This is a genomic window from Streptomyces sp. NRRL WC-3618, assembly GCF_001280005.1.
Taxonomy (GTDB): Bacteria; Actinomycetota; Actinomycetes; order Streptomycetales; family Streptomycetaceae; genus Streptomyces.
This window is the reverse complement of the sequence record NZ_LGDW01000303.1, coordinates 14,457-26,446: the sequence shown is the minus strand read 5'-3', so window position 1 is coordinate 26,446 and position 11,990 is coordinate 14,457. Positions and strand designations below refer to the sequence as shown.

Annotated in this window: 9 protein-coding genes; 2 read left to right on the top strand and 7 right to left on the bottom strand. The window is 70.9% G+C overall.

All coding sequences use genetic code 11. The annotated features are described in order from the left end of the window. Window positions 1–81: 81 nt before the first annotated feature. Window positions 82–1,065, bottom strand: a complete 984-nt coding sequence (locus tag ADL01_RS23500) for a hypothetical protein (protein WP_159049607.1) — start codon at window positions 1,063–1,065, stop codon at window positions 82–84. Between the two features lie 574 nt (window positions 1,066–1,639). On the opposite strand from ADL01_RS23500, the gene ADL01_RS23495 reads away from it, so the two are divergent. Both ADL01_RS23495 and ADL01_RS23490 read left to right on the top strand, forming a co-directional pair. Further along, window positions 1,640–2,749, top strand: coding sequence for an ImmA/IrrE family metallo-endopeptidase (locus ADL01_RS23495; protein ID WP_229878016.1), 1,110 nt, complete (start codon window positions 1,640–1,642; stop codon window positions 2,747–2,749). A gap of 4 nt (window positions 2,750–2,753) precedes the next feature. Beyond that, window positions 2,754–3,980 carry a hypothetical protein gene (locus ADL01_RS23490; protein ID WP_159049606.1) on the top strand — a complete coding sequence of 409 codons (1,227 nt, stop codon included), beginning with the start codon at window positions 2,754–2,756 and terminating at the stop codon, window positions 3,978–3,980. On the opposite strand, the gene ADL01_RS23485 is transcribed toward ADL01_RS23490, so the two are convergent. From ADL01_RS23485 to ADL01_RS23460, 6 genes are all read right to left on the bottom strand, one after another. Next, window positions 3,965–4,579: a hypothetical protein gene (locus tag ADL01_RS23485; protein ID WP_053743999.1), complete on the bottom strand. Its 615-nt coding sequence runs from the start codon at window positions 4,577–4,579 to the stop codon at window positions 3,965–3,967. The genes ADL01_RS23490 and ADL01_RS23485 overlap by 16 nt on opposite strands. Window positions 4,580–4,630: 51 nt before the next feature. Continuing rightward, window positions 4,631–4,945, bottom strand: a complete 315-nt coding sequence (locus ADL01_RS23480) for an ArsR family transcriptional regulator (RefSeq protein WP_159049605.1) — start codon at window positions 4,943–4,945, stop codon at window positions 4,631–4,633. Between the two features lie 345 nt (window positions 4,946–5,290). Continuing rightward, on the bottom strand, window positions 5,291–6,214 hold the full coding sequence (locus ADL01_RS23475; protein ID WP_159049604.1) for a hypothetical protein: 924 nt from the start codon (window positions 6,212–6,214) through the stop codon (window positions 5,291–5,293). Window positions 6,215–6,578: 364 nt separating this feature from the next. Further along, window positions 6,579–7,679 carry a patatin-like phospholipase family protein gene (locus tag ADL01_RS23470; protein ID WP_053743996.1) on the bottom strand — a complete coding sequence of 367 codons (1,101 nt, stop codon included), beginning with the start codon at window positions 7,677–7,679 and terminating at the stop codon, window positions 6,579–6,581. Further along, window positions 7,676–10,228, bottom strand: coding sequence for a ThiF family adenylyltransferase (locus ADL01_RS23465; RefSeq protein WP_053743995.1), 2,553 nt, complete (start codon window positions 10,226–10,228; stop codon window positions 7,676–7,678). The genes ADL01_RS23470 and ADL01_RS23465 overlap by 4 nt, the downstream gene beginning before the upstream one ends. Then, the gene (locus ADL01_RS23460; protein WP_053743994.1) at window positions 10,225–11,538 is read right to left on the bottom strand and encodes a hypothetical protein; all 1,314 of its coding nucleotides are present in this window, start codon (window positions 11,536–11,538) and stop codon (window positions 10,225–10,227) included. The genes ADL01_RS23465 and ADL01_RS23460 overlap by 4 nt, the downstream gene beginning before the upstream one ends. Between the last annotated feature and the right edge of the window lie 452 nt (window positions 11,539–11,990).

The window sequence follows — 11,990 nt, the reverse complement described above, 5'->3', positions numbered from 1 at the left end:
CCGGCGGGCAGTGGCCACTGGACGCCTCGACCGCCGGGTGCCTCTGCCGGCGCGCGGGGCAGAGCTTGGGTGCCGGTGTGTTCAAGCCGGGCTCAGCAGCACCTCTTCCAGGTCCTGCCAGGTTGGTGGCGGTTGGGCTGCAGAACGCACGACGGTGAGCAGGCGTCCGTCGAGGCAGGCGTCGAAGCGGCCTTCGGCCCGGGCGAGGCGCTCTCGGACACCAGCCTGGGGTGGAGGCTGCTGGGCCAGAACGGCCAGCAGCACCTCGTGCTGGGCAGGCCCCAGGGCGTCGGCAGGCACCCAGGCGCCGCGGACGGGAATGTCGGCGAGTTCCGCGTCGAGTTCGGGGGCGGTGTCGTACAGCTCCTGCACCAGGCGGCCGGTCCGTGAGAGCGGGTCGGCCGTGGGCTGGGTGCGGGCAGCGACGGGCACCGGCACCATGGGCTGCAGTGCGTCCGTGGCGGGCGGGGGTTCAGGATCGTCGGCCGGCATCTGCCCGAAGGGGTCCTCTGGTGGTCTGCGCCGTCGCTCGCGCATGGGAAAGCGCCACTGGTGGCCAGCGTTCTGCCGCTTCCATCTGACGTCCAGTGCGTCGTCCCAGCGTTCGTCCTGTGGAAGGAAGATGTCCACGGCGACGCCGGAACAGCCGATCCAGACCCAGCTCATGAAGTAGGCGTGGTCCCGGTGGGAAGCCGACCAGAGGGCGAGTTCCTGCAGTCGGCTCTTCTGCTCGGCGAGCGGCTGTTTCGGCAGGAGTGTCTTGGGGCGGCGGTGTCGGCCCCGGGCCTCTCCTGCGACCCGGCCGCTGGGGAGATGGAACAGCAAGTCCGGTCTGACACCGCCCTTTTGATAGCCCGCCAGCAGATGGCCGGGCAGTGCGTCGAAACTGTGCAGGGCGTGCGCTGTGTTGTCCCAGGCGAAGAGTGCTTCGCTCGCCGCCGTCAGCATGCCCAGGCCTGAGCTTTCGGCGACGAAGCCGCGGATATGCCGCGAGCTCGCCGTGAACGCGCGGTGATCGACCCGGAGTAGGCCTGTCGGCCCCGGCGGCATGGAGGTAGCTGGCAAGGAGACGGACCTCGAGCTGTTTGGTCCGGTAGTCGAGGACGCGGTTGTGGTCGCAGGCGAGCGCGTTGATATGGATGAGCCGGGCCAGCCCGACCGGCAGCTCGCCCTGCCCGACCTCCGTGACGGTCACCACCGGCTCCTGCACCTGGAACTGCCACACCCGGGCTCGAACCGTGTTCACTTGCGCATTCCTCTTCTCGTCTGCGCCGCACCGCGCGCCGTTCCCGTCCGTGGCCCCGACGTGATGTGGTGCGCAACTCCCCCGTGCCGTCGGGGCTTTCACATCGTGGCCGTTGGTCCAGGACCACCCTGCGCGTGTCGGCCTGCTGCCTGCAGGCCAGCTGCGCAGACAATGCCGTCACTCACAGGCACGGATCCCCTCCAGGTCCTCCTGAGTCCTGCCCTTGACCGGATCACCGGGTGGCAAGCGGGGGCGGCTGCGTGGTTTCCCGTCTGCTCCATGACCCTTTCGGCAGAGGGCTGTTGGCTGTGACGGAGTCCATCAGAAAGCCGAATCAGCCCCGGAATATTCCGTGTTAATGTTTTGAGGTCTGATCTGAGGCGGTGGGGTGTGATGGCGTCCGGTGACCTGCAGGCGCATCCCGGCATGCTCGCGCTCGCGCGCGAGTCGCGGGGCATGACGCAGGTCGACGTGGCCGCGGCCATGACCAAGGCCGCGCCTGCCGGGGCCGCGGTGGTGTCCCAGGGATATGTCAGCCGCGCGGAATCGGGACGCCTTGTGGTCGCCGACGACCGTCTTCAGCTGTATGCCGCCGCCCTGGGCTACCCGGTAGACCTGCTGTGCCTGGATCCCCGGGTGAGCGGGGTGGGGGTGGGACTGATCCATCACCGCAAGAGAGCCTCTCTGTCGTCCTCGGCGCTGCGGCGCGTCCACGCCCAACTCGCCCTGGTACGGCTGCAGGTGACGGGTCTCGCGCAGGCCGCCGCGGCAGCGGACGTGCCGCACCGCTTCTCCCGCGTGCTCCTCGATGACTTCACGACGGCCAAGGATGCGGCCCACCAGGTGCGCCGCGCCTGGGGCCTGCCCAGGGGCCCGGTGGCCGATGTGATCGCCGCGATCGAGGAGGCCGGCGGCTTGGTCGTGATGCGGAGTCTCGGCAGTGAGCTGCTGGACGCGGTCAGTCAGTGGGACGACCTCCAGGTCCCGCTGGTCCTGGTCAACGACCATGCGCCGGGCGATCGTTGCCGCTTCAGTGTCGCGCACGAGCTGGGCCATCTGGTGATGCATCCCGCGCCCGGCACGTCGGGCGAGCAGGAGAAGCAGGCCGACGCGTTCGCCGCGGAGTTCCTGATGCCCGCGGCCGATATCCGGCAGGCGTTCGCGGACGGTGTGGACTTGGCGCGGCTGGCGGAGCTCAAGCGCGTCTGGCGGGTGTCGATGAGCGCGCTGCTGCGGCGCGCGCTCACCCTGAACGCCATCACCGAATGGCAGTACCGGACGGTGATGGTGGAGATGTCGGCGCTCGGCTACCGCACGGCCGAACCGGTCGAGGTGGAGCCGGAGCGACCCACGCGCGTCCCGGCTCTGGTGGACACCCTGTTGTCCGACCGCGGCCTGGCGATCGACGAGGCGGCCGCGTGCGCCCGCCTGCTGCCCGAGGACTTCAAGCGCCTGTATGTGGCAGGCGACCGCTCGTTATCCCCTGAGCCGCTTCGAAGGTGAGGACATGATCGACCCGTCTGCTCCGCTGCCGCGTCCGCGCTCCGATCTCACCGACCCTCCCGACGCGCCGCAGGCCCTGTCCGGTGCGCTGAGCGTTCTGCAGGGGCGCATGCTGCTGCAAGTGTCTCCTGCCCGTGTCGGTTATCTGCGCGGACAGCTTGATGCGGGCCGCAGCGGGCTGGTGCTGTGCGGGAAGAACGCGCTGCGGAAGGCGAAAAGGCTGCGCGAGGAGGAGCAGTTCAGCGGGCCGCTGCTGGTCGATCCGGCCGTGTACGAGGTGCGGGCGGCCAGCGAGGAGGAGCCGTTCCCGCCCGCGTCGGAGGACACCTTCGCCTTCGACGATCCGCTCGAGGTGTCGCTGGCGGAACAGCGGGCGGTCGGCGTTACCGCGCCAATGACCCCGACCGGCTACATCCACGCCGAGGACTCCGATGCCCTCAAGGCGGCGGTGCGGCGGGTGGCCGACCTGGACGATGCACAGGTCGTCTTCGCCGCGCCGGTCGACGTGGGCTGGCTGCGGGAAGAGGACGCGGTGCAGCAGCTGATCGCCTGCCTACGGCTGGTGAAGGGGCCCAAGGCGATCATGCTGGGTGGGCAGAGGGATCCTCTCACGCGTCACGCACGGGCCGTCGACCACCTGCGGCGGGTGATCGAGGAAGTGCCGGGAGCGGCGTTGCTGCGCACCGATCTGGCGGCCTTCGGCGCGCTGGCCGCGGGGGCGACCTTCACGGCGTTCGGTGCCGGCAGCCGGCTGCGGCACATCGTGGCCCCGGGCGAGAAGGCCGAATCCAGCAAGGGCTTCTCCATGTCCCCGCACGTGCTGTTTGCCGAGCTGATGGACTTCTTCCTCGGCAAGACCCTGGCCGACCGCTTCGCCGGCGCCCCGGCCCCCATCTGTGGTTGCGCGGTGTGCGAGGGGGTGTGGGCGCTTGATGAATTCGCCAGCAATGCCGGTGAACGGCCGGCACGGGCCGCCGCGCACAATGTGGCCGTGCTGATGGAGTGGCTGCGCACGCTGACTGCGATCACTCCCGGGCTGGCGCGCCAGCAGTGGTGGCACGAGCGCTGCCGCGCGGCGGTGGAGCGGTATCCGCTGGTGAACGCGCAACTGCGGCAGCCGGACGCCTTCAAGGTGCCCCAGCAGCTGAGGCGGTGGGCGCTGGCCGCCCCGGCCTCGGTGGCGAACGGAGCGAACGGGCAGGCGGCGGCCGACCATCAGCGCAGGAGCTGATACAGCTCCTCGACGAAGCACCACGCGGCGGCGGTGTGCCGCTGCGGCCGGTACTCCTCCGGCGCGAGCATCATCTCCACACCGTGCTCGGCGGCGAGGAACACGCCGATGCCGTAGAAGTCGGCCTCGGCCAGCAGCTCTTCCAGATGTGAGGGGCGGCGGGTGAGCAGCATGGCGCGACGGCAGAACGGCGCGAACCGGCCCGCGTCCCGCAGTCCCTGGCGCCACCCGGCGGCGCGCACCACGACCAGGTCCACGCGCACCGGCCGGACCGCGCGCCGGGTCACCGTCGTGCGGTCACGGTCCGCGGCGCCCGCGGGCAGGGCGCGTACGGCCCGCCGCTGGCCGGCCTCGAACGAGGCGAGGGGAACGGGGATGCCCACCGGCAGCGTCAGGAGGGTCTCCAGCGCCGCCATCCGATCCAGCCGTCCTGCGGCGACGTCCTGGCGCCGGGCGTGCTCGGCGGCATCCAGCCGGTGGAAGAACAGGGCCTCGGTGCCCCGCAGGGAGGCGGCCTTGGTCTGGGTGCCCGCCTCCAGCAGGGCGGCCGAAGCCGTCCGCACGGAACGGCCGATCACGGAGTTCGCCAAGGTCACCATGGCCTCCACCCTGCCTCACCGGGCTCCGGCCGCACGCGGCGGCCCCGCCGACTATCCAACCCGCATGGGTACGGACTGTTCTGCCAAACAGCTCAACAGGCCTTCGAGACACTGCCAGAGCGCGTCGTTGTCGCTGCGCCGGTACCAGCGGCGCCGCTCCCCCGGCGTCCGCGGCAGCCGCTCGGCCAGCCCGGCCTCCACCAGGGCACGGATCGGCGCCTGATAGACACTCGCCGGTGCGTTGCGGGCGGCGGCAAGGTCTCCCAGGCACACACCCTGCTCGTCCGCTGCCGCCAGCGCCCCCATCAGCTCCGCCCGGTAACGGTTGCCGAAGACCCGCACGGACACCTCACGCAACCGATCCAAGGCCTCTTGAGACATAATTCATGATTCGCTAATCGCTAATCCTATGTCAAGGGCGCGGCGCAACAGGTCATATCTGCCGACGGCATGCGTGCCATCGGTCAGGAGAACGCGTTGACCAGAGCGCTGGTGATCGTCGCGGCCAGGGTGAGGGTCGCGGCTAAGGCGGGTGGATCCGCGCACGGTCTTGTGGCTCAACGAGGCGCAGCACTATCTCGGCGCGGGCCGCGAGCCGGGCGAACGCATCGGTGCGGCGCTGCACGGCCCGCTCACCGGTGGCGCCTGTCCGCGCCGGCCCGCGGCAGAGGGCCTCCTGCCGCAGGCCGGGGCCTGTGGCAGGAGCAGTGATCAAGGCTGTACCTGTGCCCGCACCGCGAAGATCTCGTGGTCTTCCGCCGACCCTCTGATGGAGGAGACTTCCCGGTGCCACAGCCCCACGACCAGTACCGAGCCCGCGCGGCGTGCCGCCTGAATCCACTGAGCGCCGGCTTCGGCTGAATACTCGGGGGACCCGATGGTGACAGCGAGGGTGTCCGTGCCGTTCCAGCGCACTCCCCAGGGACGGTGGGTGTCCGGGTGCTGTTGCAGGATCCACGGTGTGATGCCGGGCAGGGTCTTCCAGGTGTAGAGCGGGAAGCCACAGCGTTCGGCGAGGTCGTCGATCGTTCCGGTGAGGTCCGGCGAGCTGAGGGTGAGCGCCGGGAAGGATCCTCCGGGTACGGGGACGAAGCCGGTGTAGGCAGCCACGTAGAAGGGCGGCCGCGGCGGGGCCAGGTCGATGACCAGGGAATGGAGCGGCCCGGCCGTCTGCATGTGGATCAGTTGCGGGATGGCGTACGCCCAGATGTCGACCAGGTCGGTGATGAAGTCGCGGAGCTCGTCCTCCTCGAGATAGATCACGAACTGATACGCCTCGTGGTGGCCGTACCGGGGGACGGTCTGGCAGAAGGCGAGGGTGGTGGGAGTGAAGCCGTCGCCGAGTTCGACCGGTAGCGACGCGGCCAGGGCCGCCGGGACGAGCGGCAGTCCCCCCGTCATCCGGTCCATCGCAGAGGTCAGGCAGGGGTCGCAGTCGGCGAGCCGGGCGCCGATGGCTGATGCGGCTGCGGTCATGTCGGCCGTGACGGAGATACCGAAGGGTTTGCCGCTGACCGGGGGCAGGATGGGAGCCGGGTGCGTGTGCAGGGTGCCGGAGCGGGCGGAGGTGTAGGAGGTGCCGGTGCGGCGGGCGGTGCGCCGGGCCCGGTCTTTGCGCGCGTGTTCTTTGGTCATGGCGATGGCCTCGAGTCTGCGCTCCGGCCCCATGATCCGGTGCGCGGGATCGGGCGCATGCGGACCTGTTGGTCAGGCTGATGAACAGCTGTGGTGGTACGCGCAGTTGATGCGGCTGATCGCTCCGGATGCCCGGGCACCTTTGCCGTGTGGGCCGTTCATGGGCCGGCCCCGGCTTGGGCCGATGCGCTCGGCCTGTGGAACAGGCTAGCGTCCGCAGGCTGCGGGCTTGGGCTGTTTCTCTCCTTATCTTTTACATGCTCCGGCGACAGGTGACCGGCCTGGCGCCTGGAGCGTACCGAGTGCCGCACGTGATGGTCGGTCGGCCCGGACAGGTGTCGCCAGGGGGACGTGCTGCCGCGTGTCAGTACGGGGAGGAGGGCACGTACATCGGCAGGACGGTGCGCATGAGTTGTTCGCCGCGGGTGGTGATGGCCTCGAAGTGGGCGCGGCTCATGGCGGCGAAGTTGGTCGGGTAGGTGGCCACCGCGCTGCGCGGGACGAGGTCGGCAGGCGGCGCGGGCAGACGGTCGTCCTTCATGCCGATGTAGGCCAGCGCGAAGCCGTCGATGCGTCCGCTGGCGGCCCATTCGTGCAGGCGGGAGCGGGCGGAGTCCTGGGCTTTGCGGTGGACGGTGGCGAAGGAGCGGTTCAGACGTCCGGCCATGAAGTGCGGTGCCTTCAGGGCGAGTTCGCCCAGTCCCGCGTCGCACGCGATGATGAAGGGCACGTCGTAGACGTGCTGGGTGTGGTGCGGTGAGCGTCCGGGTTCCAGGACGGACAGGCCGAGGTTGTCGTAGACGCCGCCGTCGGTGAGCAGCACGGTGTGCTGCTGGCTGTGCCCGTCGCGGTGCTGGAAGGTGAAGGTGCGCTCCAGAGCCGGCAGGAGGGCGGGGTAGGCGGCGGAGGCGGCCACGGCGGTAGCGACGTGGATGGGTTCGGTGATGGTGCCGTAGCGGGAGCACCCGCTGCGGGCGCTGCCGAAGCGGACGGCGTTGGTGGTGGCCAGGTCGGTGGCGGTCAGGACGACGTCCAGGCCGGGGTGGGTGACGTCGGCCATGGTGGTAGTGGCGAAGGCCTTGCGGGCCAGGACGGCGGCCAGGGCGTCGGTGCGGTTGGCGGGACGGGCGACGCTGATGTCGGTGGTGCGGGTGAACAGTTGGCGGGCTCCTGCGCGGGCGGCCGCGGTGAGGTTGCGGGCGGCCGCGGAGGGCTTGAACGCCTGGCGTGCGATGTCGAGTTGCAGGCCGGAGCGCAGCAGGTCGGTGGCGTGGGCGTCGAAGTCGGCGAAGTCGGGCGGGCCGTAGGCCCACAGGGCGGCGAGCAGGGATCCGCCGGAGATGCCGGAGACGACCCGGATGCGGTCGAGGAGATCGCGGTCGTTGAGGGCGCGCAGGCAGCCGAGGTGGAAGGCGGCCGCGCGGGAGCCTCCACCGGACAGGGCGAGGCCGATGGTGCGGGTCATGGGCGGGCATCGTCCGATCGGCGTGGGGCGGGCAGGGGGTTGTCGGTGGTGGGGCGGGTGGCGTAGCCGCCGGGCCACCAGAGGGCCGAGCGGGGGCGGCCGGGTGGCACCGTTGTAGCTGGTGGAGTGGTGGCCGCGGTGGTGCGGGCGGCGAGGCGGGCGTAGAGGTCTGGTCCGTCGCCGGTGGCGAGCCATTTCTGCCAGACGGGTTGCGGTCCGCCGGCGATGAGGACCAAGGCGCGGGCGGGGGCGTCGTCCAGGGGCAGGGTCAGCAGTTCCATGGCCGTGCGGTCGGTGGCGCTGGGCTGTGCCGGCGAGTGAGGGTGGGTGTGCCACAGGCCGAGGAAGCGGCTGGTGTTGCCGGTCGCGGTGCGGCGGGCGGCGAGGTGGCGGGGGACGCCGTCCAGACCGTGCTGGAAGTAGGTCTCGGCCAGCAGGGAGTCCGGGGGCGGGCCGGTGGCCTCGTCGACGTAGATGATGCCGGTGGAGTCGTCGATGGCGCCCAGCAGCATGCCGCCGGTTTCGACGCGCGGGCCGCGGACGCGGGCGCCGCGGCGGGCCTCGGCCCGCATCTCGGCGAGCGCGGCGGGGGCGATGCGGACGTCGTAGCCGGTGGCGTCGTCGGTGATGATCGTGTCGTTGGGCCATGTCAGCCAGCGCGGCCCGGCGGGCTGAGGATCGGTGGGGCCGCTCGGGGTGCGGACGGTGAGCGCGGCCATGGTGTGCTGGTCGGCGGGAGTGTTCAGGGCGTGGAGGATGCCGGTCATGAGCTGTCCGGCCAAGGCGGTGACGTCGGCGGCCGAGCCGGTGAAGGTGGCGTCCGAGCAGCCGGGTTCGGGCTGGAAGAGCTCGGTGCGGGGCTCGGTGGGGAAGAAGTCCTCGACCATGTCGGCCAGGGCACCGGTGGGATCCGTGCGGGCGGTCAGGGCGGTGCGGCGCAGCACATCGGCGCCGCCGCCGGTGGCCCCGTGCGGTGAAAGCGCGGCGATACCGCGGGTGGCCTGGTGCCCGATCATCACAGTGGCCAGGTGCGGCCAGTGGGTGGGGTCCGTGCGGCGGGCGCGTTCGAGGAAGGCCCGGACGACGCGGTTGGCGGTGCAGTCCAGGATCAGGTCGAAGGAGTGCACGTCGAGGGCGGGAAGACCGCGGGTGATGTCGGCGACAACGGGCTCGATGCGGGTGGCATGCGGGGCGATCTGATTGAGGCGGGCGGCCAGGACATCGGCCTTGGGGTAGCCGATGTCGGCGTCGGCGTAGGGCTGGCGGGCGGGGATGCCGGGGTGCACGAGTGACTGGTCGACGACGGTGAGGTGGGCGGCACCAGCACGGGCGCAGATGTCGGCGGCGGGCGCGCCGAGGGCGCCGGCGCCCAGGACGAGGATGCGTTTGCCGTGCAGCCAGGCCGCCGGGGTGTGGTGGTCGCGGCGGACGGTGACCTCGGGGCGGGCCTCGTAGAGGCGGATCCACCGGGTGGTCAGGGTGTCGAGCCATTCCTCGCCGATCTGCATGATCTCGTCGCCGAGTTCGGGCAGTTGGCGGTCGACGTAGGCGGTGACGGCGCGGCGGGTGAGTTTGTCGGCGAAGTCGGGCAGGTGCCAGGCCACCAGGTGGGTCCGGCGGGGGCCGTGGCCGCTGGTCCCCCGGGAGGGGGTGCCCAGCAGCAGGTGGACCGGGGCGAGGGGGTGCGGTGTGCCGTCCGGGCCGGTCTGCTCGGCGGCAGTGCGCAGGCGGCGGTTGTGGTCGGCTGCCACGCCGACGAGACCGAGGACCATGCGTGCGGTGATCCGGCCGCGGGCGAGGGCGGTGATGAGCGCCCGGGCGGTGTCGGGGTATTCGAAGGTCAGGTGGTCTGCGGTGATCACGGCCGGGGCGAGGAACACCTCGGCGCCGTTGGGGAGTTGGGCTGCGGCGCGGGCATCGGCGAGGGTGGGCGGCCACGGTTGGCCGAAGGGGAGCCAGCCGACCACGTCACTGCGCTCATCACTGATGCGATGCAGGAGGGCCGCGCCCAGCCACGGCTCGTCGTCCTCGGCGGCAGGCGCGTCGCGGCGGACGACGAGCAGACCGTCCGCGTAGTCGCCCACCGCGTGGGGTGGGTGCAGCGGCTCACCGGGCGCATCCAGTTCCCCGGCCGCGGCGGCCCGGAACCAGTCCAGCAGGCGCGTGATGAACCCGTACATGCCGTCGGCCGGGTCCCACTCGGTCGCCGTGGAGCGGTACAGGCACGGGAAATGAGCCCAGACGACGTGCGGGGCCCCGGCGAAGCGGCTGTGCCGGGTGTACACCAGCGGGACCTCGAAGGGGAAGTCCGGCGGGATGTAGAGCGTGACGGGCTCCTCGCTGCGCAGCCGCAGCCCGCCCTCGGCGCGGGACAGACCGGCGCAGCCCACGCTGATGCGCGCCTCCACGAAGCCCGTGGGGGCCTTGGCGGGTGCCGTGTCCACATGGGCGAGGAAGACCCCGCCGCGAGCTGAGCCGGTGATCTGCCGGAGCTGGTCGAGGGCAAGTTGCTGGCCGGCCGTGACGGCCGTAGTGGTGCGGTCGCTCACGCGTCACCGAATCCCAGGGGCGTGGCGGGTGCGGCCTTGTCTCCGCGGGCCTGCTCGACGGCGCTGCGCGCGGCGGCGGCCGCCCGCGGGGAGGGAAGCGCGGCGGTGGCGGTGAAGGCGGCAGCCGGGAAGCGGGTGGTGCCCAGCGCGGCCAGCATCCGACGGCCACCGCCCGCGGCCTTCATCACCAGGGACTTGCTCTCCAGCTCGGCGACATCGACGAGTTCGAACCCGAGGAAGGGCTCCAGGGCGAATACCACCGGCCGGGGCTCGTCCTGGGTGGGGTACTCCCCCGTGCACAGCACCGGCAGCACGGTGATCTCCTCGTAGGCGTCACGGGCCAACAGATGGGGCGGGTTGTGGCCCTTCTCGTCCTGGTCCCGGAAGGGCCGCGAACTGGCGATCACCCGCGCGTCCGGGCTGGCGTAGATTTCGAACTGGTCGAGGATGTCCTGCTTGCGCTCCTCCTCGCCGTCCTCGCCCTTGGCGTACATGACCTTCTTGGAGCAGTGGTGCGGGGAGAGCAGCAGGTCCCACTCCACCCGGTCGGTGTTGCTGAAGTACTCGCTGTTGTCGAAGATCTTCTTGATCGTGGGGTAGGCGAGGTCGCCGAGGAGGAGCAGCCGGCCCGTCGTGCCGTCGCCGGTGTGCATGCGGATCTGCAGGGCGAGGGAGGTCTCGTTGCGCTCGCCGGCGCAGTCGCCCTTGAACGGGGCGTGGACGAACGCCTCGAACGTCTCCGACAGGTCGTTGCCGTCGATCATCGTGATCGTCTTGCCGGGGAAGGTGAAGTACTCGTCGGGCAGCTCGCTGTAGGAGTGCTGGTCGCGGTCGTCGTCGTAGCCGATGATCCGTACCCGGTCGCCGCTGGCGGGCTCCTCACCGTTCTCGAGGGCCTCCAAGGTGGCGGCGACGCGGCGCTCGACCTCGTCCTGGAAGAGTTGGGCGTCCTCGCACATGGTCGTGTCCTCGGAGATCTCCCGCCACAGCCGGGGCGTTGCCCAGATCTCCCCGATCAGGATGCCGCTGTCCAGCAGGTCACCGAACCCGCAGCAGTGGTCCAGGTCGGCGTGGGTCAGGGCGAACACCGCGAGGTAGGGGGTCTTCCCGTCCAGCCAGTTGGGGCGCGGCAGGGTATCCGCCAGCCGGTCGATGACCGCGGCGACCACCGCCCCCTTCTCGTCGGCGGCCTTCATGTCCCGCAGATCGACCTGGAGGACCAGGTCGCCGCCGAGCACGATCGTGGTGGAGTCGCCCGTGCCGACCGGCCAGAACACCACCCCCCGCTCGGGAAGTTCCGTCTCGACCATGCCCTGCCTCTTCACTCGATATTGATCAACTAACGGGAAAACCACACAAGTTCTCTCCTTCTTCACATCTACCACGCGCCACTGACAACACGGCCTCATCAGGCATTTCATGCGCCAACGGGGCCACTGTCAGGGGCCGTTGCCCGCCCCGGATACATCTGGCACGCGGCCTCTTCGCGGGTCGGGGCGGGGCCGGGTGACGATCAGGGAGGGTGGCCCACGTGCTGTGTCAGCGCTTGCTGCGGCGTGGGGGTCGCACCCGCAGCAGGCCCCTGTGCGATGCGCGGCGGCACCGCGATCGGAACGGCGTGATCAGAATTCCCGGGCAGGCTCGACCTCTCTCATCGCCTTCGTCGGCCAAGCCCACGGCCATCTCGGCAGACGGGGATGCGTCACCACGGGAGCGGCCTGCAAGGTTCACCTTCCAGGCCCGGGAGAGCGTGCTGTTCCAG

Bases quoted from the DNA above. Each gene is read 5' to 3' on its own strand.
- ADL01_RS23495 (WP_229878016.1), top strand. From the start codon at position 1,640: ATGGCGTCCGGTGACCTGCAGGCGCATCCCGGCATGCTCGCGCTCGCG.
- ADL01_RS23490 (WP_159049606.1), top strand. From the start codon at position 2,754: ATGATCGACCCGTCTGCTCCGCTGCCGCGTCCGCGCTCCGATCTCACC.
- ADL01_RS23485 (WP_053743999.1), bottom strand. From the start codon at position 4,579: ATGGTGACCTTGGCGAACTCCGTGATCGGCCGTTCCGTGCGGACGGCT.
- ADL01_RS23475 (WP_159049604.1), bottom strand. From the start codon at position 6,214: ATGACCAAAGAACACGCGCGCAAAGACCGGGCCCGGCGCACCGCCCGC.
- ADL01_RS23470 (WP_053743996.1), bottom strand. From the start codon at position 7,679: ATGACCCGCACCATCGGCCTCGCCCTGTCCGGTGGAGGCTCCCGCGCG.
- ADL01_RS23460 (WP_053743994.1), bottom strand. From the start codon at position 11,538: ATGGTCGAGACGGAACTTCCCGAGCGGGGGGTGGTGTTCTGGCCGGTC.